Source organism: Lewinella cohaerens DSM 23179 (genome assembly GCF_000379805.1).
In the GTDB taxonomy this organism is placed as follows: Bacteria; Bacteroidota; Bacteroidia; order Chitinophagales; family Saprospiraceae; genus Lewinella; species Lewinella cohaerens.
Genome location: NZ_KB903544.1, coordinates 40932 through 60949, shown reverse-complemented (window position 1 = coordinate 60949; position 20018 = coordinate 40932). Strand labels below are relative to the sequence as shown.

Here is a 20018-nt window from a genome sequence, read left to right as displayed (position 1 = left end):
GATTAGAAATTAAGCTTAATATTCAATGCAAAACCACTAAAGGCAGGAACAATATTTACAGAATGGATCGTCAACAAACTCTCAGGATCAAATATTGGTTTTTCCAATTGAGCTTTATTGATCTTTCGCAGCAGCCTATACGTAAAATAAGAAGAACCAATAACCAACGGGATTCCGATCATCCTTTTATTATAGAGACTCTTTCTTTTGCTTTCATAGTCCTCTGACAAGGCATCATATTGTGAGGCATACATCGCGCCTTCCGTTGCATTAATCGCATTGCTATACAACACCCTTACGCCAGCCAGATTACCTTCAACTTTGTCAATTCTATTCGTCGCCCCTCCGTCTATAGCATACCACAACGCAACTCCATTCAAGACCCATAGAACCGTATTATAAGTGATGGCTTCCACTCTGGAATCTCGATATTCATCGTAAACAACCTTATAGTCTTTATAGCGCTGGCTTTGCTTAACCAAACCAAACTTAAAGACATTCCTTCTATTAGCCTTAACCTGAATGGTATCTATAAATAGCTCGAATTTGGGGTTCGAAACTTCAACGATATATTCTTTTTCTGGTAATTCCAACTTCAGGTAAGTGACGCCTTCATAAGTCTCGCCGTTGAGTCTTAACGTGGATGCCTCGGGAGCTATATAGATTTCAACGGGGATATTTTGCCCTAAAAGAGGATTGGCAAAACCCAGAAATAAGAGCATGAAAACATTAGCAATAAATGTCAGGAGTTTCATTGTAGCGCGTTTTGAACGTATAATTTCGAATTATCCCTCAATATAACCTATTCCAAAATTTCGTTAGTACTTCCTGTTGGTTAAGGTTACGCATCTCCTTTTCATCAAGAAGGCCAATTTGAGCACGCTTAACCTCTACTTCAGAAGTATCACCGTCTAGCGGCAGGCCAACTCCATAAAACCCGTCATTGGCATATTGTCCCTTCCCGTACTTGGCCTCAAAGTCACTTACTGTCGCATAATGTTGATTTAGGAGATTACCTAATGCGATTTGTTCTTTAAAGAGCGAATAATGAGATGCGTTGGGCTGGCTATAATGATGAAGCAAGATCACAATCGGCATTCCTGCAGAGCATTGGTTCCCATCAATCTTAGGGTGATATTCTTCTACGTCGATACCAATTAACTTCTCTCCGGGAAATCCTTGCTCTTTCGTGATTTCTACCAAGCGATTTACTTGGCGCTTATTTAAGGCTTTCCATTTTTTAGCAATCAGTGGACGCCAGAGGAAATTCCACCATTTGTAATACGACGACCTAATACTTTGGTCTTCCCTAAACATTTCATTTATCTCTGCTCGGAGTGTAGAATCTATTGCACCAAGGTATTCACGATGTAACATTGCAGATGCTACAACTAATTGAATCCAGTAATCGGTTTTTCTAAACTCCTCGTACTTCTCTTTCTCCTCGAAAAAAGTTAGTGGAACCCCTATTCTTAGCGAACATTCTAAAAAGTAATTGGTAGACTCATGTTCGTTAAGAAATGCTGCTACCTCTGCTGCATTAACACAGTCTCGGGCATATTCAAACTCAAAGGTTTCAAAAGTTTGCTTGTAAATAACCAGAGCGGTATCGTACTCTCCCTCAAGAACCCTTCTTTTTGCATCATTGATACTGCTGTAATAGTCAATATAGTCCTGTGCTATTGACAAAACAGGAACAAAAACAAATGCTATTTGAAGAATTAATTTCATCTCCGTTTTATATCAAGGGTCTTTTTTTTACTTCTTAAATGTCAATCTCAGCACCGAACAAGCTGCATTTTTTGCAAAACGGTCCTTGTTTACACCCACCAGCACATCTAACCAATTCTCTTTAGCTGGTGTACCGATGATAAGTAAGTCGTATTCAGCAGAAGCTTCAGATAACGCCTGAACGGGGTCTGCCGATACTTCTACTCGAAGTTTAGCAGGAGAATCGCAAGAGCTTAGCAAGGCTTGGGATTGTGCTTCCAGTTCTTTTAATTCTTCTTTGGTTGCTTTGGGCATAGTCACCCGCATTAGCGTCAGTTCAGCACCGTAAAACTGTGCAATCCGGTCACAGGCCTGAATGAATTCTGGATTCTGTCGACCAGGGCGAATAGCCACTACAATCCGGCGAATATAGCGAACGCCATTGTCAAGAAAAAGCGCAAAATTACTGTCAATATGAGTAAGCAACCACCCCATAGGGTTACGTACAAAAATACTATTGGCCGTTTGCCGGCCATTCCAACCGGCGACCAACCAACGGCAATGGGTCTGCTCACTAATATCCTGGATGGTTTGTACTAAATCGTGCGTGACAGCAGCATCAAAATCAACGTCAATGGACTGCTCTCTTGCCATGACACCAATCCGACGGTTGAGGGCATTCACTTTGGGGTCGTCATCCAAGACATCTGCCAAGCGAGTCTGGTCGGGCACTTCTCGTAAATGAACGACCTGAACCTTGTTCCCCTGAGCAAGTGCTGCAGACATTTCCACCAGCATTTCAGCCGAACGTTCCGCACCAAAAAGCGGCGTGACGGTACGGACATTCGTGGCGAGTGCACCGTCAAGGTTGGCTGTGTTTTCATGCCCAGTATCCAGGGCATGTTGCCCCGCAGCTTTAGCAGCATTTTGGCGACGCCGGTAAAGCAAAAACGCTGCCGGGCGATGGCCATAAACCTTTAGCACACCACTCCGTTGTACTCTTGACTTTCCGTAAAGGTAAAAGGTAATTAAGCCAGCAGTAATGATAACAAGTGCCCCGAAGAGTGCTGACATACCCAAAACATAGAGTAGCCCCATGCCGGAAAGAATTCCGAAGATCTGCATCCATGGATACAAAGGAGATCGGAATTTAGGTTGATACCAAGCTACCGAAGTTTCTCGTAAAACGATAACGCAAAAATTCACCAAAATAAACATCATCACCTTGAAGGCACTAGCTAGTTTGGCTATCTTTTCTACTTCCAAAAAAACAATAACCAGTGCCATCATCCCACAAGTAAGGACAATCGCCAAGATTGGAGTCAAGTATTTTTGGTGGACCTTCCCTAAAAGCTCCGGGGCCAACCGGTCACGGCTCATCGCAAAAGGAAAACGAGAAGCAGCAAGTACACCACTATTGGCCATAGAGATCAGCGTAACCACCCCCAACACGGCTGCAGCAATGCCCGCCCAGTGTCCCATAACTTTATCCGCAAGGGTATAAACAGGGTGCAAATCAGTACTAAATTCCTCTATAGGGATATTCCCTACCATCGCGAAACTTACCAACGTATACAGTGAAGTAACGATCACCAGCGAAAGCAACATCGCTATAGGAAGGTTACGCCCAGGATTTTTTATTTCTTCCGCAATTGCTGCCACTTTAGTGACACCAGCGTAAGAGACAAATACAAATGCAGTAGCTGCATACAAGCCCATATTCCCATTCAAAAAAGCAGGCTGCAGATTTGTCGGTTGTACAGAAATCACGCCCCCAAAAATCAGTGCGATCAAACCTATAATACTAACACTAACAATGACGAGCTGGGCCTTGCCCACCTTTTTAACCCCCAGAACATTGAGGCAAAGAATGAGTACCAAGCTAATTAAAGCGACCGACTTTAGCGGTACTCGGGCCAAAACAGCCAGATAGGCACCAAACCCTACAAGTGCAAAAGAACTTTTAAGCAACAACGACAACCAAAGGCCAATGCCAGAAATGGTCCCCATCACCGGGCCGAAGGCACGTTCGATATACACGTAGGTACCACCAGAAGTAGGCATCGCCGTCGCAAGCTCCGACTTGGATAAAGCGGCAGGTAAAACACAAATGCCTGCCAATAAGTAAGCCAGCCAAATAGAGGGGCCAGTTTTCGCCGCCGCAATTCCAGGCAAAACAAAAATGCCACTTCCCAACATACCCCCTATTCCAATAGCTACTACGTAGGACAAGGATAATCGGCGTTCAAGTTTCTTCATCTATGATTAAGGTCTCGTTGTTAGGCCAAGATTTGGCTCCGCTATCAAATACCATGATACGAAAAAAAACGGCAGCCAAGCAGAATAGTTGAGTAAGCCTTAAAAAGTAATTCGTTTTTGGTATTAATTTATTTTTTCAAATAAAATATCCTTCACAGTACCTTCTGATGCTACATAAAAAGATATCACATCGTTTTTATCATCTCGGATGAACGTATATTTTGTTCTTCTATTTGCTCCAAAAACATCTTTTACGCCTTCTTTCAATACTAATCCTTCATTATTTGGGTAGTTCAAAATCAATTCATTTCCAGCTACAATCAACTCGTAGCTTACATTGAGTTCTTCAGAAAAGTATATGCCTGAATATTCAGAAACATCTGGATTTGGGGCAGGAGCTAATTCAATTTTTTCAAAGTAAAAAAGAGCACCTCCAAAATCAACGAGTAGATCAGCTTCTGAATTTTCTCCTGAAAGGAAAGTATACCTCACCGAAGCATTATCAATTCTAGAGAAAGAGTTGTTTGAGGTTGAATTAAGCTGGACAGGATTACTCCCAAAACTACTCTGAGCATTAAGGGTGTCATTAACGATAAATATATCCATTCTCAAGTCACTATTTAATTCTTGATAATGCCCGACTACTTGATTCAATTCCTCATCACTATGTAGGTGTGTTTTTTGTGGATTTTTATTCTGAGGAAGTTCTTGGATAAAAAGCTCGAGTATTTGATAAGATACATTCACTGCATTAATATGCTCAGCATTAGCAAAAACAATTACTCCTAGGTTTAAATCAGGTAAACAGATGAATTGAGACCGCATTCCTAGGTCACGACCGCTATGATTAAACGTAGTGAGGCCGTTGTAAGGTGTCACAAACATTCCGCGAGCGTGTAGCATTTCTTCACCATTATTAAGCTGATCAAGCTTGGTGATAAAATCCGATATATAGGAGTACTTATGACTAGTATCCAGAAAAATTTGAGACCAAATTGCTAAGTCAGAAATCGTACTTTCCACACCTCCAGCTCCAACACAAAGTGTTAGTGACTTTGGCTGTTTGTATTCTCCCCCTTCTTTGTAATAGGAATAAGCGCGATTCTTAACGACTCTTCTCAAATCACTTTTGTAGAAAGTGTTTGACATCTGAAGAGGGTCAAATAGTTCCTTTTTAGCAAATTCATCAATCGGCATCCCTGATACTCTTTCTATTACAAGTGCTAATAAAACATAGTTTGTATTAGAATAAAGCATTTTCTCTCCTGGCTTATTATTCATTCCTTTCTGACGAAACATCAGTTGTTGAATCATTTTATTTGTATAGCCACGGTGCTCATAATCAAACCCAGACAAGTCTAATAAAACATTATGATTTCGTATCCCACTAGTGTGATTCAATAAGTGCTTAATTCTAATCGTGTCTCCCGAAAAAGTTAACTCAGGTATAAACCTTCTTACATCATCATTTACCGAGAGACTACCTTTTTCTTCAAGAATTGCAATACAAGCAGATGTAAACTGCTTGGTAACAGAAGCAAGTTCGAATGTCGTAGAATCATTAAATGGAAGATCGTACTCCAAATTCATCAAGCCTTTACTGTTATGATAAATAAGCTCGCCATCCTTAACAATACCAACTGTTAAACCTGGGGCTAGTGCTGTAGTCACCTGATCAGCTAAAATCGAATTTATTTTTTCATTAATACTAATTTGACCAAAAGAGCAAACACTAAAAGCTGTAAATATTAGAAGAAGAATTTTTCTCATTTTTTAATTGTAATGCTGATTTAGAAAAAAATACCGTTTAAATTAATGCCAACGTTTAGTACAAGCAGTCGTCTTAATACAGTCTATACTTTATTAGCATATGTTTTTAATTATTTATCTTTTGATAACATCTCCATAATAGGTAACGCTTCCAAGATATCTAAAACCTCATCGTACATGAGTTTATTTCTTAACCCAAGTCAATGAAATTGAATCCTGTTATGTGCAATTTTGCTTTAAACATAATGGTGAGGACATGAAAGCAATTAAATGTATAAAGTACGGCGGTTCTGAAAACCTAGTATTCGTAGAAGCTGAAAAGCCATCTCCAAAGCACAATGAAGTGCTTATAAAGATACACGCTACCTCAGTGACTGCAAGTGATGTCCTTATTCGTAGGTTGAATGAACCACTTATTACAAGGTTAATACTCCAACTCATCTTTGGTTTTGGAAAGCCAAGAAACCCAATTTTGGGAATGGTATCGTCTGGTACTGTAGAAGGCAAAGGGGATGGTGTTTCATCATTTAGTATAGGGGATGAAGTTTTTGCATACGGTTCAATCTCTCCAACAAAGCGTCATTTTGGTTCGTATGCCGAATACATCTGCCTACCTGAAGACTGGAATATTGCCCATAAGCCTACTGGTATAAGTCATAATGAGGCTGCTGCTATCCCATATGGCGGCTTACTTGCCTCGCACTTGTTGAATAAGACCTCTATTGGCAAAGGAGATAAAGTCCTTATTTATGGTGCTTCAGGAAGTATAGGTACTATGGCGATACAATTGGCGAAACATGCAGGAGCCCACGTCACTAGTGTATGCAGCGGTAGAAACTTCGAACTGGTCAGGTCTTTGGGGAGCGACGAGGTGATTGATTACACTGCTAAAAATGCTGAAGATCAATTAGGAATGTACAAATATGTAATAGACGCTGTTGGCAACTCGAAATCGTCAATTGTTAAAGAAAAAAGCAAAGCAGCGGTTACCCCAACTGGGAAATATATTTCAATTGACGATGGGGTTCCATTAACACCCAAAAGCGCATTTGTCAATCTAAAGACTCTTGCAGAAAAAGGAAGTATTAAGGCTGTAATTGATCGTATTTATCCTTTGGAAAAGATGTCTGAAGCTCACGATTATGTTGAGAACGGGCACAAAAAAGGTAATGTGATTATTACGGTATAGTTATTCAAGAGGGGATGAGTTAATCCGCTTTCTAATACGGCTTAAGGATTCAGGTTTTATCCCAATATAGCTGGCAAGATGATATTGGGGAATTCGCTGTACTAGTTCAGGTCTTGTTTTTAATAGCTTACGATAACGCTGTTCAGGTGAGTCTGTGTAGTACGAAGTCAATGCTTCTTTTTGTTCAGCAAAAGCTGATTCCATTATTGCACGAGAAATTGTTTCGAACCTTGGGAAGTTTTTGAAGAGTTTTTGAGCTTGTTGTTCATCGCCCACAACGACCGTTGTATCTTCAATACAAACCCAATTGTGGGTCGCTGAACTTTTAGGAGATAAACTATTTAGCGAAATAGCCCATTGCTCCTCAGAAAAGAAATTTGTCGTCTTTTCTTCTCCATCAGATAGAATATATTCTCTTATACAGCCTTCAAGTACAAAATAGGTGTTTTCAGAAACCTGCCCTTCTTTCAATAAATAATCCCCCTTTTTATATGCTGCAGTTTGCATACTTTCAGCTATTGCGTCTGATTCTTCCTTTGAAAGAGGCGATATTCTAGAGAAGTAATTGATGAATTTTTCGTGCATTAAGAGCTTGTTTAAGTTTTCCTGATCGAGCGAGTACCCCCAAGTTTTATGCTGATTTAAGGCAAAAAGTGGAGTCGATGCCGGAAGCATTGGCGAGCATTATTTACTCGCTCTGATGCTTGTGCCTTATTTCAATCTCTTTGAGTTCTAAATTGTCCAAGTCATCCTCAAGACTTTTTTCCTTTCTGATACGCTCTTTCAGTTCTCTTCTCTTTTTCAACTTTTCAATCTCTTGTTCTAATTCTTCTTCTTCCCAGTTAGGGCTAATTCCAAGAAAATCTAAATTTTCTGTGCCATATACGTTCAAATAATGAATAGCGATCCCAATACCCCAACTCAAAGCCACAATAATTACCGGAAGCATTTTACCATTCCCTTCAAGATGAATGATTGCGTAAAGCATCCCGATTATAGCAACGTAAGCCGCAAAATGATAAAGAAACCCTTTCTTAGCTTGTACTTTTTTGCGTGCCTCCTTATAAATGTCTTCGTTTTCCATCGTCGAAATATTTATGCGATTTTCTAATTCTGAGATTAGTAAAATTTAATTAAAAAATAATCGAACGTTTGTTTGTAACAGCCTTGTTGTATGAATTGGATCGAAAAGCTAATCTGTAGAGAAGATACTTGGGCCTTGTATTTTGGTTTACGAAAACCAAACCCTAACCGAACGACTCACGTCAAAAATAGCAAAGTGTTCTGATAATACACCTAAATATCAAATCCGAAGCTGATGCATTGTTGTAGTCAGCCTTCTCTTTATTTGTAAAGCTCCACCTTCAGAAAGGGAATCAAGGCCAAAATAACCGCAGGCACGTAAAAACGCTTACGGTTCATTACACCATCGGTTAACAAACCCGAGGAGCCGCCCGTTTGCTTTGAGTTTGAGACGCCAAAAATGAGATCGTCGGCATGGCCAAGCTCGTAGCCCTGGTTTACTAGCTCAATGACTTTTGGTGGCAGATAGAAACCTGCCGTTCGTGCTTTACCCAGCTGAGTTTTGGAAAGTACAACCACCCAGGCCATCACTTCCATCTCCTTGTCTTTAATGATATTGCCTCCTTCGATACCTATCCAAAAGTCAGCGTCAGAAAGTGCTGCTTTTGCTGCCTGAACCCGATTCCACGCTCCTTGATAAGTTTCTTCGTCTCCTAGGGGTTGGTCGCTTACGCCAGAAGGAACACTGATTCCCTCGGCGGTGAATGATTGGTCTGGAAACATTTCCTGGAAGCCCGCTAACGCTGAATCAACTTTGACAGGATTCTTAGATGCTACAATTATTTTTGATGTCATTTTTAAAGCATTATTTCCTAAAAATCCATTTGCCCATTTCCCACAAGCTTACCTTCTTGCCATACAAAAGGATGCCGACCCGATAAATACGGCCTGACAACCATATCAGGCCAATACAGGTACCAAGAAGCAATACCAGAGAGATTACTATTTCCCACCAGGGTGGATCGAAAGGCAGTCGAGCAGGCATTACAATGGGTGAGAAAAGCGGAAAATACGAGGCCCAGATCGCCAAGCCCGAGTTGGGTGACTGAATGGCCGCAATGGTAATATAAAAAGCCAGAATAACGGGAATAGTAATGGGAATCGTCAGGGATTGCCCCTCGCCAAGGTCATCGCCCATGGCAGAACCAACCGCCGCAAAAAGCGCTGCGTACATAAAATAGCCCCCCAGGAAGTAAAGTAAAAACAAAGGCAAAATGACCCACCAATTGAAAGACCCTAGCTCCGTCATGATTTGTGCAGCCAGTACTTGTGGGTCAACATCACCAAATTCCGGGGGAGTATCTGGCAGGTTGGTGGCTCCCATATCAAACCCAAATAAGAGGCTGACACCAATCAGCATGAGGGGAACCAAAATTGCCCAAGCTAGCACTTGGGTCAGCCCCACCATGCCGACACCTATAATTTTACCTAACATCAACGGAAATGGCTTGACGGAAGAGATCATCACTTCCACAATCCGGTTGGTCTTTTCCTCCATGACGCTCCGCATCACCATCATACCATAAATAAAGACCGTGATGTACATAAAGAAAGCCATAACCATACCGATAACTGCCGCAATCTTGCCAGCCATGGAGGTGCCTACGATGGCTTCCGGCGTCACCGGTTTCGGTTCTATATCTACCTGGCTATTGAGGGCTTCCAGGCTTCGTTCATCAAGCTGTAGTTCGGCTACTTTGTGCTTGCGCAAGGCCGTACGCAGACGATCTACAAGAACAGGCTCTAGTTCCAGCGTAAGCTTTTGGTCGGTATAATAACTGGCTCGGTATTCTTGCTGCTGAAGCCTCCCCGAGGATGGCGTCACAAGAATACCGTGATACTTGAAAGACGAAAAATTATCCTTGATGGTTTCCAGATCGGTGTCAACAATCTTAAAGAAGATGTTTTCTTCATCGGCAATACCTCCATCAAATAGCTGACCTTCATCGATGACCGCTATTCGAATAGCTTCATCACTTTTGTACTGTAAAATATAGTTGACGACCACCACAAACAGGCCGAAGGCCAAAGGTGTAACCAGTGTGGCGATCAAAAAGGATTTACGACGTACACGGGTCCAATATTCCCGCTTAATAATTAGTCGAAGTTGTCGCATAAAGCGGCGATTTTAGGAAGCGGGAGCAGCCGCCCCAACCGTACGAATAAAAATATCATTCAAGCTAGGTAACACCTCCGTGAAGGAACGAATCTGAACCCCCAGCTGCAAAAGCTGCCGAAGGATAGTATTTGCGGTTTCGTTTTCTTTACCTGCAAAAGTCAAAGACTGTTTTCCCTGCTCAATAATGGGAAAATGTTCAGCAAAAGCCGCTGGCAACTCTCCCTGATACAGTAATTGAAAGTGGTATTGCTTGTAACGCTCTCTGATTTCACTTACAGCACCTTGCAAGACATTCTGCCCAGCATTGATCAGCATAATGTCTTCACAGATTTCTTCTACTTGCTCCATCCGATGGGTAGAAAAGATAATGCTTGTCCCTTGCTCATTGAGCAGCCGGATTTCTCTTTTCAACCGATTGGTGTTTACCGGATCAAGGCCTGAAAAAGGCTCGTCGAGAATCAAGAGCTTAGGCTCGTGAATAATGGTAGCGATGAATTGTACTTGCTGCTGTAGGCCTTTAGAAAGTGCTTCAACGGGCTGGTTCCAGCGATCTAGCATGCCTAGTTTTTCCAGCCAACGTTGTGATGCCTCCTTGGCGGCAGCTGCCGTTAAACCTTTGAGTTGGCCTAAATAAAGGAGGTGTTCCCCTACCTTCATTTTTTTGTACAGGCCTCGCTCTTCTGGCAAATAACCAATTTGGCGAGGATGATCTGAATTCAAAGGTTCACCATTGAGGATAATCTCTCCTGCATCGGGACGAGTAATCGTAGTGATCATACGGATCAGTGACGTTTTTCCAGCGCCATTAGGGCCTAGCAAACCGAAAATGGTTCCTTTGGGTACCGTAAGGGAGACTCGATCGACAGCTATTTTGCTGCCGTAGGCCTTAACGACCTCTTTTATTTCCAGGATATTTGTCACTACTGATCGGAATATGGATATTGGAAATTATTTTATGCTGCCACAATGATACAAAATACTAAGAGATCGCATCTGACCGCCCGCTGGTTAGTTATTGTCAACCCCCAGGCCAATAATGGCAACCTGGCGCAATGGTGGCCTACTATACAAACGAAACTACAAGCGCTAATACCTGATACTAAAATAGTGATGAGCAAACACAGCGGCAACGCCACCCAACTCGTGGAAGAGGCCGTCAGTGAGGGTATTCGTCACATTATGGCCGTCGGTGGTGACGGGATCGCTCATCAGGTAATCAATGGTATCGTTCAACAAAAAAAATATCCCCTCCAGAGAAATCACTTTTGCGCTATTGCCCCTCGGCACGGGTAATGACTGGATAAAATCACACGAAGTTCCTAAGAAATGGTCGAGCTGGAAACAGTATTTCCTAATGGCGGTGCCCGCCTATCAGAATTTGGGGCAAATCAATTATCAGTCAACTGATGGCCCCTCCGTGCGTTACTTCATGAATGTAGCAGGATTGGCCTATGATGCCTTTGTGGTACGCTACATGATGGATAAANAAAGCCGCTTGCCAGGCAAGGTCTTCTACTTCTGGGCCACTTTCCGATGTTTATTTATGTATAAACCTCAAGGAGGAATCATCAAATATGATGAGCATCAGCATGAAGCGGCTTACTATACTATCAATGCTGGTATTGGGCGATTTTCGGGAGGTGGGATGCAACTGGTCCCCCAAGCGAAGAGCCAGGGAGAAACAATGGCACTTACTTATGTAGAAAAAGTAAGCAAGTTGGCCGTTGTATTGAACTCTTTCCGCTTTTATCAAGGACGAATTGCGGGCTATAGAAAAGCACATCTCACCAACTGTAAAACGATAGACATTACTCCACGAGCTGGGGACGAATTATTAATCGAAGCCGATGGAGAATTCCTTGGGGCTTGTCCGGCAACGATAAGCCTCCTTCCTAATGCCTTGCGTTTTCTTTCACCAAACAAGACTAGTAATTAAAATGGGAGCTTGAAAATTAATTCAAACTCCCATCCATTCTTAGAGCTTCTTGATTAGCTCGAAGACTTTGGCTTACTAACAAGAAGTAAACCTTCTCCCTTGAAGATAACCTGGTCAATCTGGCTACCTTTTTGGTTTACGCGAAGGAAATAACGCCCATCTGGTAAATCCTCTAAATTGATATTGAGCGCGTAGCCATTGTGCTCCGTAATCGTTTTCCTAAGGTAGGTTGTTCCATCAAAATCTAAAATACGAAGTACTGTCGTTTCCTGCTGGAGGTTGGCAAGATGCAACGCTAGATGGCTTTCGTCTACAGCCTCTACTTTCAGTAGTAACTTTGCAGGAGTGGTGTTTGCTTGTACTTGGGTACAGCATAAAACTGCGCTGGCGATTGCCAGTACACTAAGAAAATTTTTCATCATGTCGGGTTTTGAAGGTCTCTTGGAAATACTTAAAACAATACTTCTTTCAAGACTTCGTGATTTCAAAAATATCCTGATAATATTTCCTTGACGAAAATGATTGCTTGATTAAAGCGCTATTTCCATCGCCAATTATTTTTCATCAGGAATTGGATACCCTTAATAGACGGAGGGTAGGAACAGAAAGTTGCAGTCACAATTTGTGTAATCAACNAATTGCATTGAAAACCCGATAGACAAAGTGATTTACTCGACAGATTGATTAATTAACGTAAGGCTTAATAGGGCTATTTTGCTAAAAACAAGACCTTTATACTCAAACCTCACGTTGACTAAGCCCTTCGTAGGCTTGGCGACTGTGCCGAGTGTCGTAGACGATTTGTAGAAATTCAATCAGGCCATTTTTATTAAACTTCAGATAATCAACAACATCAAATTCCACCCTACTACCGCTGGCAAGGGTCCAGCTATAAGAGAAGAACAAGCAAGCAGAAAGGTTTTCTTCATTGGTTAATACGTCCTTGAGTTGTACTACCGAAGACTGGGTATCTGAGAACAAATCCCGGTAAAAAGAACTTGCTGCTACTTTACCATATAGTGGGGATTGCACTTGGGCTGTAGACGTAAACAAGCCCAGTATACCTTCCAGGTCTGCCTGAGCAAGGCCATCGAGATAACGCTGACTAAGCTCTTCAACATGGTGCTGAAAATTCCCCATAATGGATTGCAAAATTACTTTAGTAGTGTAAAATAAAAAGTAGTGCCTTTTCCTACTTTTGACTCCAGCCAGATTTCGCCACCGTGCTGATTGACGATACTCTTCACCAAGGTGAGACCGATTCCTGTTCCCTGATATTCTTGGTAATTGTGGAGTTTCTTGAAAATGACAAAAATTTGCTCATGAAACTCTTCTTCAATACCAATACCATTATCGGCAACCATAAACCGCCAGTGGGTTTTGGTTTCTTTGACTGAAACAATGATTTTCGGAGATTCATTTTTGCGATGAAACTTGATCCCGTTAGCTAACAAGTTCTGAAAAACCTGTTGAATCTTCAACCTATTACCAAGGATAACAGAGGGGAGGCTTTTGAAAATTATTTTTGCGCCTGTCTCTTCAATTGTTGCTTTTAGGCTATCGGTGATTTCTTCTAACAATGGGCCCAGTTCGATAGGGTCACGGGTAACGGACTCTGTATTTACACGAGAATAGGTGAGTAAATCTTCAATGAGCTGATTCATCCGACTTGCGCTATTGATGATAAAGTCGAGGTGAATCATACTTTCTTCATCGAGCTTATGACCTACTCGTTTTTTCAAAAACTGCCCAAACGTACGCATGGTACGAACCGGTTCTCGTAGATCGTGCGATGCTACAAAGGCAAAATTTTCAAGCTGTAGGTTAGACTCAATATACTTTTGGAGCTGGCGGTTTTTTTGATCAACCTGGCTGATTTGCTCTGTAAGGGCCTGCTCCGCAATCTTTAACTGTGTGACATTTCGGAGGATAATGATAAGTTCCTCTGTATTGATGTTGTTGATTCTGGCTTCATAGTAGCGTACATTACCATCACTGGAATCAGCATCCAAGAATTCAAACGCTTGCAAAGTTTTTTCCTCAAGCGACTTCCTGGCATTAAACAATAAGCCTTTTGCTACAAAAACCGGAAGTACTTCTGTAAGGTGCTTTCCGGTGATGATGCTGTCTTGAAAAGTAAGTCCATTTTTATCTTGCTTCTGCTCTGAACCGTAAAGAGCCAGTATTTCCCCTTCAACATTAATACGGATTTTAATATCAGGGATAGCATGCAACACGGCCTCTAATAATGCATCCCCTCGCTCATTTTGGTACTTTTCAGTAATGTCTCTCTGAATCCCCCAGATACCTAGCAAATGGTTGTCTTCAACAATCCCAAAAGCTTCATTTATAAAATACTTCCAGTTGCCGTATTTATCCAGTTCTTTGGTATGCTCCCCTTTTATTTGATAGTTGTTTTCTGCTAGCCTCTTGAAGGTGAGCTTATTTTGCTCATAGTTTTCTCCTTGATGGAGAGCCTCTATTCGTTTACTGATAAGGTCGCTTTCTTTTTCGAACCCATACATTTCAGCCATCGCTAAATTACACTCTTCAACATACGCATTAGCATAGTATGACTCTACCTGAGCATCTATCTCTGCGTTAATAGAAATTGGTTTGCCACAATTCATGAAGTAGATACCTTCAACACTGTGGCGGATGAATTTCCGGTACCGTTTTTCGCTCGTCTTAAGTAGGTAGTTTTCGTGAAGAACTCGCTGATCCTCCACATATTCACATGCATAAAGGTTCGCCGTTAATTGCATCAAGGTAACGATCATTTCGAGTTGAGGCTCAGCGTGTGAGATAAGATTGCTACTATGGGTTGCAAAAAAACCTAAAATTGCCTGCTCATAAACCAACGGTACAAGAAGAAAGGAGGAAAAGGAAATACCAAGGCTATCGAAGATTTTTCTACAAATCTGATTATTATTAACCTTATTAAGTGCTACCTCCTCCTGCTGATCGACAAAAATAAGGTTGGGGAGGTTACTATTTTCTGACGATTGCCCTATCGACAAATGTGTTTTTGACAAATTTGCCAAATCAGTCAACCATGATTTCAGCACCCGCTGCGAAAAAATGATCTCAGAGAAAAGTGGATTAAGAGTATGTTCTGTTTTTTCGCCCGTAGCAGAGACTTCTATAATTTTCTTATAGACTAACTGGTTCAGCATTCCTTTAACTGGCCTTACCTCCAGTAAATAGCTTTGCTCTGTTTTTAAATGAGCAGATATTGTCTTAAGTACCTCAGGAAGCTTTTTCCGAAAAGCTCTTGAGTTGGTCAACTCAATGACCAACCGATTAGTATCCTTTAATAAAATATCTCTATACGTCTCTTGCACTCTTCCTGTGTTATTAGAATGACTATGCCAAGGGCTATAGTAAAGCTCGCCCTGGATTATAAGCTTGTATTACAGTACGAAAAGACAATCGAATTTCCCAAGTCTATTAAAGCTAGGAATAAAATATTAACATAAGGAATATTTCAATGTCAAAATGAATAAAAATGGTTGATTGAAGGACCTTCGCCTACACTTCTTGCACATCATTCACCAAAGCGTTAGCGAGAAATAACGTCCCGAGCGCTCATTATTTTCGTGCGCCAATAAGAGCTGGCATAGATATTCTCCATAATTACCCCTCTGGAAGAAGTACTGTGAATAACCGTGAGGTTACCTGGGCTTTGGCTTACCACAAGCGCTACATGGAAGACGGAGCCGTTGTTGCTTTTACGAAAAAAAATCAAGTCTCCCGCCTGTGCATCACCGAGGTTAATACGCTTGCCTTCATCTTCCTGAACCCTGGAAACAGGAGTGAGATCAACATCAAAAGCATCATAAACATAATGAGTAAACCCTGAGCAATCAAAACCTGTCCGAGGGCTACGGCCAGCATATTTATAACGAACTCCTTTTTGCTCAGCGGCAAAGGACACCACATTCTTTCGAATCTGAGAAGTATTACTATTCCCCGTGGTTGATCGAGGGGTTGAAGGCCCCTTAAGACCTTGCAGACTGTCACATTGGGTCAGAAATAAAGTACTCAGCAATAATAACAAAGGAAAATACAGTAAACGCTTAGACATAATAACGTTGGATTATTCGCGAAAATTAGTCCTGTATTAACGGCAAGGTTGAGCGGTTTATTTGGTGGTATTGCATCTTAGGAGATACTTAACTTTTTGAGGTAGGAATGATTAACATTCCAGCCTGATATAAGTTATTGAACAAGGGGCGTAGCATTGGAGTAGCCGCCGCTCCAGGTCATCCGTCTGACCGACGTAGTATTTATCGTGCTTTTCAGAATAGAGAATGTATACAGAGAACATAAGCGCATATTCAGTTTAGGCAATAAAAAAAGGCCACTGTAAACTACAGTGACCTTTCTTTGCGCCTCCTGAAGGACTTGAACCTTCGACCTACGGATTAACAGTCCGCCGCTCTAACCAGCTGAGCTAAGGAGGCATTTTATGTTTTTTCAACTTCCTTCTTTAAAGAAGCGAGCGCAAATGTACAGTGTCTGATCAAAAATTGCAATATTTGCAGAGATTTTTTTCAAAAAAATATTTCTATGAGTTTATTGGCTGTGGGTACCGTTGCTTTTGACGACATCGAAACCCCCTTTGGTCGTGCAGAAAAAGTAGTTGGTGGAGCCGCTACTTACATCGCTTTAGCTGCTTCTTACTACACGAAACAGATTAAAATAGTTTCCGTGATCGGGGATGATTTTCCGGAAGCTGACCTGGATGATCTCCGGTCTCGTGGAGTAGACCTTGCTGGACTGCAAGTAAAAGAAGGTGAAAAATCTTTCTTCTGGGCGGGCCGCTACCATAAAGACATGAATGGCCGCGATACCTTGGACACCCAACTCAACGTCCTTGCCGATTTTGATCCTGTGCTTCCTGCTGACTACCAGGATACAGAATACCTTATGCTGGGTAACCTGACCCCTGCTGTTCAGACACGCGTACTGGACCAGCTAAAGACTCGTCCAAAATTAGTGGCGTTAGACACCATGAACTTCTGGATGGACACTGCCATGGACGAGCTAAAGGAGGTTATAAAAAGAATCGATCTCCTCACTATCAATGATGAGGAAGCTCGCCAATTGTCTGGAGAGCACTCCTTGGTGAAAGCTGCTGCGGTGATTCACGAAATGGGACCACGTATTTTGGTGATCAAAAAAGGAGAGCACGGAGCCCTTTTGTTTTATAACAACGAAGTATTCTTTGCACCAGCATTACCACTGGCTGAAGTATTTGACCCTACCGGAGCAGGCGACACTTTTGCCGGCGGCCTTATGGGATACATTGCTTCTACCCGTGATTTGTCGTTCGAGAACCTCAAGCGTGCGGTTGTCTATGGTTCAGCGATGGCTAGTTTCTGTGTGGAAAAGTTCAGCACCGAGCGCCTCAAAGAGCTTAATGACGATATGATCACCGACCGGATGCTACGATTTGTACAGTTGGTTAATTTTGATGCGCAACTGGGCAAATGATTGAATTAATTAAACAAAAGATACAAGATTTACCCACCGCTAGTGCTACCGTAGCGGGTTGGCGCCTTGGCGGTGGGCAGATTGTTTTCACCAATGGGTGTTTTGACCTCATGCACCCTGGACACCTTCAATACCTGGCGGAAGCTCGGCAGTTGGGCCAACGACTAGTTATTGGTGTAAACAGTGATGCTTCTGTTCAAAAATTGAAAGGCCCTCATCGTCCGATCATGGACGAAACGGCAAGGACCCTTTTGTTGGCAAGCCTCGCTTTTGTGGATGCCGTCATTATATTTGATGAAGACACTCCTCTCACATTAATCAATGCCCTGCGACCTGATGTTTTGGTCAAAGGTGCCGATTACGAAGAAAAAGATGTTGTGGGTGCCCCCGAAGTAAAAAGCTGGGGCGGAAAAGTAGCACTCTTGACCTTTGTACCCGGATATTCGACCAGCAAAATCGAAGAAAAAATAAAATCGAGCTAATGACTTCAATTGGAGCGATCATAAAACACTTGGAAAGCGTTGCTCCTCCTGTTTACCAGGAAGGTTACGACAATGCAGGACTCATCGTAGGCAACGCACAGGAAGAATGCACAGGGGTAATTACCTGCCTGGATTCTACCGAAGATGTCGTTGCAGAAGCTGTCGCGAAAGGTTGCAATTTAATTGTAGCTCATCATCCCATTGTTTTCAAAGGGTTGAAGCGATTTACAGGTAAAACCTATGTAGAGCGGGTAATTCTTTCGGCAATACGTAACAATATTGCCATTTATGCCATTCATACCAACCTCGATAATGTTTACGCACAAGGGGTGAATGCAATGATTGCGGAACGCTTGGGATTGGTAAACACACGTATTCTAGCACCGAAAGCTGGTGTCATGAGCCGTGCCACGGCCTTTGTCCCCTTAGCCGTAGCAGATCAACTGAAGGAGGCTTTGGCCAACTTAAGCGATGGCCTTCAAACGCCGCAACCTATCGTACGTCAGCTTAGCCTGGGTACTGGTGCCGATGGTGGAGTTAGCATTCAACTAGAAGTAATGTACCCTACTCATCAAAAAGGCGCAATAAATGCCACTTTAAGTAACTTTTCCGGGGTAGATGCTGTTTATAGTGAGGTACTTAACAAAAATCCACTAGTAGGATCCGGAATGATCGGGGAGCTGCCCAAACCGCTGAAAGAAATTTCTTTTCTCAAGCGACTAAAGGAGCAGCTAAAAGTCAGTTGCATTAAGTACACGGCGTTACAAGATCAACCGATACAAAAGATCGCACTCTGTGGCGGTGCCGGAGGATTTTTACTTCCCCAGGCCATTGCTGCCGGAGCACAGGTTTTTGTTACTGCTGATTACAAATACCACGAATTTTTTGATGCGGATGGTAAAATCATCATTGCCGATGTGGGACACTATGAAAGTGAACAATTTACGATTGATTTACTAGCTACCATAATCCGGAAAAATTTTGGTAATTTTGCGGTTCATTTAACGGAGGTGAACACCAACCCGGTAAATTATCTTTAAAAACGTTACATCGAGTATTGCGCAAAATACAAATTGAGCCTTCTTTTGGGTTTTCCAAAAAGCAGGCACGCTTTAAATGAATCACTTAGCCTACTTTTTGAAAAACGTCGGCTAAATTTATATTTGTGCTGTTCCTGAATGTTGTTCAACTAATAAATATTATTGCCAATGGCAGCCGAAAAGACAGTTGTAGAGAAGCTAGAGAATTTATATAACCTCCAGACTATTGATAGTAAGCTGGATGAGCTGGAGATTCTCAAAGGCGAACTCCCAATGGAGGTGAGCGATCTGGAAGACGAGATCGCTGGACTGAATACGCGTATCGGTCGTCTGGAGACCCAGATCAAAGATATGGAGGGCGAGATGGCTCAGCACGAGAATAATATTGCTGAGGCAGAGAACCTGTTGGAACGCTACAGCAAGCAGATGGATAATGTGAAAAACAATCGGGAATACGAAGCCCTGATGAAAGAACAGGAGATGCAACGTCTCGAAATCCAGCTGTCGAATAAGAAGATCAACCAGATCAAGCGTGATCTCGAAGCTAAAAATGAAACCGTAGTAGCTGCTCAGGCTCGTTTGGAAACCAAAAACGAGACCATGAAAGTTAAGAAGGTCGAGTTGGAGAAGATCATCGAGAAGACGGAAAAAGAAGAGCAGAAACTGCACAAAGCTTCCGACAAAGCACGTAAAGGCATCGAAGATCGCCTGCTTAAGTCTTACGACAAGATTCGTAAAAACTACCGCAACGGTTTAGCTGTAGCTACCGTAGAACGGAATTCTTGTGGCGGATGCTTTAACCGTATTCCTCCTCAGATTCAGTTGGAAATCTCTCAGCGCAAAAAAATTGTTGCCTGTGAGCACTGTGGTCGTGTTCTCGTCGATGATGAGACAGCAGGCATCACAGCCGAAGCTTAAAAAGAAAAGCCGC

21 protein-coding genes and 1 tRNA gene are annotated in these 20018 nt (G+C 42.2%); 7 read left to right on the top strand and 15 right to left on the bottom strand.

All coding sequences use genetic code 11. The features are described 5' to 3' along the window. Positions 1-2: 2 nt before the first annotated feature. From A3EU_RS0113690 to A3EU_RS32825, 4 genes are all read right to left on the bottom strand, one after another. Positions 3-755, bottom strand: a complete 753-nt coding sequence (locus A3EU_RS0113690; RefSeq protein WP_020536741.1) for a hypothetical protein — start codon at positions 753-755, stop codon at positions 3-5. A gap of 37 nt (positions 756-792) precedes the next feature. Then, on the bottom strand, positions 793-1731 hold the full coding sequence (locus A3EU_RS0113685; RefSeq protein WP_020536740.1) for a hypothetical protein: 939 nt from the start codon (positions 1729-1731) through the stop codon (positions 793-795). A 27-nt stretch (positions 1732-1758) separates the two neighbouring features. Continuing rightward, positions 1759-3969, bottom strand: a complete 2211-nt coding sequence (locus tag A3EU_RS0113680) for an amino acid permease (RefSeq protein ID WP_020536739.1) — start codon at positions 3967-3969, stop codon at positions 1759-1761. Positions 3970-4092: 123 nt separating this feature from the next. Next, positions 4093-5739: a serine hydrolase domain-containing protein gene (locus tag A3EU_RS32825; protein ID WP_020536738.1), complete on the bottom strand. Its 1647-nt coding sequence runs from the start codon at positions 5737-5739 to the stop codon at positions 4093-4095. A gap of 256 nt (positions 5740-5995) precedes the next feature. Between A3EU_RS32825 and A3EU_RS0113670 the strand changes: the two genes are divergently transcribed. After that, on the top strand, positions 5996-6928 hold the full coding sequence (locus A3EU_RS0113670) for an NAD(P)-dependent alcohol dehydrogenase (RefSeq protein ID WP_020536737.1): 933 nt from the start codon (positions 5996-5998) through the stop codon (positions 6926-6928). Here the strand turns inward: A3EU_RS0113670 and A3EU_RS0113665 are convergent, their stop codons facing one another. The 5 genes from A3EU_RS0113665 to A3EU_RS0113645 all read right to left on the bottom strand — a co-directional run bounded on the left by A3EU_RS0113665 (position 6929) and on the right by A3EU_RS0113645 (position 11051). Beyond that, positions 6929-7603, bottom strand: a complete 675-nt coding sequence (locus tag A3EU_RS0113665) for a Crp/Fnr family transcriptional regulator (RefSeq protein ID WP_020536736.1) — start codon at positions 7601-7603, stop codon at positions 6929-6931. It abuts the gene before it with no gap. A 13-nt stretch (positions 7604-7616) separates the two neighbouring features. Further along, entirely contained in the window at positions 7617-8012 is a 396-nt protein-coding gene (locus A3EU_RS0113660; protein ID WP_020536735.1) for a 2TM domain-containing protein, read from the bottom strand. A 260-nt stretch (positions 8013-8272) separates the two neighbouring features. Then, positions 8273-8806, bottom strand: coding sequence for an inosine/xanthosine triphosphatase (yjjX, locus tag A3EU_RS0113655; RefSeq protein WP_020536734.1), 534 nt, complete (start codon positions 8804-8806; stop codon positions 8273-8275). Positions 8807-8816: 10 nt separating this feature from the next. After that, on the bottom strand, positions 8817-10127 hold the full coding sequence (locus tag A3EU_RS0113650; RefSeq protein WP_020536733.1) for an ABC transporter permease: 1311 nt from the start codon (positions 10125-10127) through the stop codon (positions 8817-8819). Positions 10128-10139: 12 nt separating this feature from the next. Beyond that, positions 10140-11051: an ABC transporter ATP-binding protein gene (locus A3EU_RS0113645; protein ID WP_020536732.1), complete on the bottom strand. Its 912-nt coding sequence runs from the start codon at positions 11049-11051 to the stop codon at positions 10140-10142. Between the two features lie 45 nt (positions 11052-11096). On the opposite strand from A3EU_RS0113645, the gene A3EU_RS0113640 reads away from it, so the two are divergent. Both A3EU_RS0113640 and A3EU_RS35020 read left to right on the top strand, forming a co-directional pair. Then, positions 11097-11423, top strand: a complete 327-nt coding sequence (locus A3EU_RS0113640) for an acylglycerol kinase family protein (protein ID WP_026211391.1) — start codon at positions 11097-11099, stop codon at positions 11421-11423. Beyond that, positions 11350-12066 (top strand): diacylglycerol/lipid kinase family protein, encoded by a 717-nt coding sequence (locus A3EU_RS35020; RefSeq protein WP_425412685.1) that lies wholly within the window; start codon positions 11350-11352, stop codon positions 12064-12066. Before A3EU_RS0113640 ends, A3EU_RS35020 begins: the two co-directional genes overlap by 74 nt. Positions 12067-12119: 53 nt before the next feature. Here the strand turns inward: A3EU_RS35020 and A3EU_RS0113630 are convergent, their stop codons facing one another. The 6 genes from A3EU_RS0113630 to A3EU_RS0113610 form a co-directional block, all read right to left on the bottom strand. Further along, positions 12120-12488 (bottom strand): hypothetical protein, encoded by a 369-nt coding sequence (locus A3EU_RS0113630; RefSeq protein WP_156825761.1) that lies wholly within the window; start codon positions 12486-12488, stop codon positions 12120-12122. Positions 12489-12804: 316 nt separating this feature from the next. Beyond that, positions 12805-13206: a nuclear transport factor 2 family protein gene (locus A3EU_RS0113625; RefSeq protein WP_020536729.1), complete on the bottom strand. Its 402-nt coding sequence runs from the start codon at positions 13204-13206 to the stop codon at positions 12805-12807. A 14-nt stretch (positions 13207-13220) separates the two neighbouring features. Then, positions 13221-15410 carry a PAS domain-containing sensor histidine kinase gene (locus tag A3EU_RS32820; protein WP_020536728.1) on the bottom strand — a complete coding sequence of 730 codons (2190 nt, stop codon included), beginning with the start codon at positions 15408-15410 and terminating at the stop codon, positions 13221-13223. A gap of 218 nt (positions 15411-15628) precedes the next feature. Further along, positions 15629-16153, bottom strand: a complete 525-nt coding sequence (locus A3EU_RS30435) for a C40 family peptidase (RefSeq protein WP_020536727.1) — start codon at positions 16151-16153, stop codon at positions 15629-15631. A gap of 111 nt (positions 16154-16264) precedes the next feature. Beyond that, positions 16265-16396 carry a GIY-YIG nuclease family protein gene (locus A3EU_RS35530; protein WP_083937404.1) on the bottom strand — a complete coding sequence of 44 codons (132 nt, stop codon included), beginning with the start codon at positions 16394-16396 and terminating at the stop codon, positions 16265-16267. Between the two features lie 62 nt (positions 16397-16458). Beyond that, positions 16459-16532: transfer RNA gene (locus A3EU_RS0113610), tRNA-Asn, on the bottom strand. 106 nt (positions 16533-16638) lie between these two features. On the opposite strand from A3EU_RS0113610, the gene A3EU_RS0113605 reads away from it, so the two are divergent. The 4 genes from A3EU_RS0113605 to A3EU_RS0113590 all read left to right on the top strand — a co-directional run bounded on the left by A3EU_RS0113605 (position 16639) and on the right by A3EU_RS0113590 (position 20005). Next, positions 16639-17565, top strand: a complete 927-nt coding sequence (locus tag A3EU_RS0113605) for a PfkB family carbohydrate kinase (protein WP_020536726.1) — start codon at positions 16639-16641, stop codon at positions 17563-17565. Continuing rightward, positions 17562-18047: a D-glycero-beta-D-manno-heptose 1-phosphate adenylyltransferase gene (gene rfaE2 / locus A3EU_RS0113600; protein WP_020536725.1), complete on the top strand. Its 486-nt coding sequence runs from the start codon at positions 17562-17564 to the stop codon at positions 18045-18047. The genes A3EU_RS0113605 and rfaE2 overlap by 4 nt, the downstream gene beginning before the upstream one ends. Then, entirely contained in the window at positions 18047-19087 is a 1041-nt protein-coding gene (locus A3EU_RS0113595; RefSeq protein ID WP_020536724.1) for a Nif3-like dinuclear metal center hexameric protein, read from the top strand. Before rfaE2 ends, A3EU_RS0113595 begins: the two co-directional genes overlap by 1 nt. A 168-nt stretch (positions 19088-19255) precedes the next feature. Further along, on the top strand, positions 19256-20005 hold the full coding sequence (locus tag A3EU_RS0113590) for a zinc ribbon domain-containing protein (protein ID WP_020536723.1): 750 nt from the start codon (positions 19256-19258) through the stop codon (positions 20003-20005). Positions 20006-20018: the final 13 nt, after the last annotated feature.

Excerpts from the sequence above, each read along its gene's own strand:
- A3EU_RS0113650 (WP_020536733.1), bottom strand. The coding sequence starts at position 10,127 with ATGCGACAACTTCGACTAATTATTAAGCGGGAATATTGGACCCGTGTA.
- A3EU_RS0113590 (WP_020536723.1), top strand. The coding sequence starts at position 19,256 with ATGGCAGCCGAAAAGACAGTTGTAGAGAAGCTAGAGAATTTATATAAC.
- A3EU_RS0113665 (WP_020536736.1), bottom strand. The coding sequence starts at position 7,603 with ATGCTTCCGGCATCGACTCCACTTTTTGCCTTAAATCAGCATAAAACT.
- A3EU_RS0113685 (WP_020536740.1), bottom strand. The coding sequence starts at position 1,731 with ATGAAATTAATTCTTCAAATAGCATTTGTTTTTGTTCCTGTTTTGTCA.
- A3EU_RS0113660 (WP_020536735.1), bottom strand. The coding sequence starts at position 8,012 with ATGGAAAACGAAGACATTTATAAGGAGGCACGCAAAAAAGTACAAGCT.
- yjjX (WP_020536734.1), bottom strand. The coding sequence starts at position 8,806 with ATGACATCAAAAATAATTGTAGCATCTAAGAATCCTGTCAAAGTTGAT.
- A3EU_RS0113630 (WP_156825761.1), bottom strand. The coding sequence starts at position 12,488 with ATGATGAAAAATTTTCTTAGTGTACTGGCAATCGCCAGCGCAGTTTTA.
- A3EU_RS0113605 (WP_020536726.1), top strand. The coding sequence starts at position 16,639 with ATGAGTTTATTGGCTGTGGGTACCGTTGCTTTTGACGACATCGAAACC.
- A3EU_RS32825 (WP_020536738.1), bottom strand. The coding sequence starts at position 5,739 with ATGAGAAAAATTCTTCTTCTAATATTTACAGCTTTTAGTGTTTGCTCT.
- rfaE2 (WP_020536725.1), top strand. The coding sequence starts at position 17,562 with ATGATTGAATTAATTAAACAAAAGATACAAGATTTACCCACCGCTAGT.
- A3EU_RS35530 (WP_083937404.1), bottom strand. The coding sequence starts at position 16,396 with ATGTTCTCTGTATACATTCTCTATTCTGAAAAGCACGATAAATACTAC.
- A3EU_RS0113640 (WP_026211391.1), top strand. The coding sequence starts at position 11,097 with ATGATACAAAATACTAAGAGATCGCATCTGACCGCCCGCTGGTTAGTT.
- A3EU_RS0113670 (WP_020536737.1), top strand. The coding sequence starts at position 5,996 with ATGAAAGCAATTAAATGTATAAAGTACGGCGGTTCTGAAAACCTAGTA.
- A3EU_RS0113625 (WP_020536729.1), bottom strand. The coding sequence starts at position 13,206 with ATGGGGAATTTTCAGCACCATGTTGAAGAGCTTAGTCAGCGTTATCTC.
- A3EU_RS0113595 (WP_020536724.1), top strand. The coding sequence starts at position 18,047 with ATGACTTCAATTGGAGCGATCATAAAACACTTGGAAAGCGTTGCTCCT.
- A3EU_RS30435 (WP_020536727.1), bottom strand. The coding sequence starts at position 16,153 with ATGTCTAAGCGTTTACTGTATTTTCCTTTGTTATTATTGCTGAGTACT.
- A3EU_RS0113680 (WP_020536739.1), bottom strand. The coding sequence starts at position 3,969 with ATGAAGAAACTTGAACGCCGATTATCCTTGTCCTACGTAGTAGCTATT.
- A3EU_RS0113690 (WP_020536741.1), bottom strand. The coding sequence starts at position 755 with ATGAAACTCCTGACATTTATTGCTAATGTTTTCATGCTCTTATTTCTG.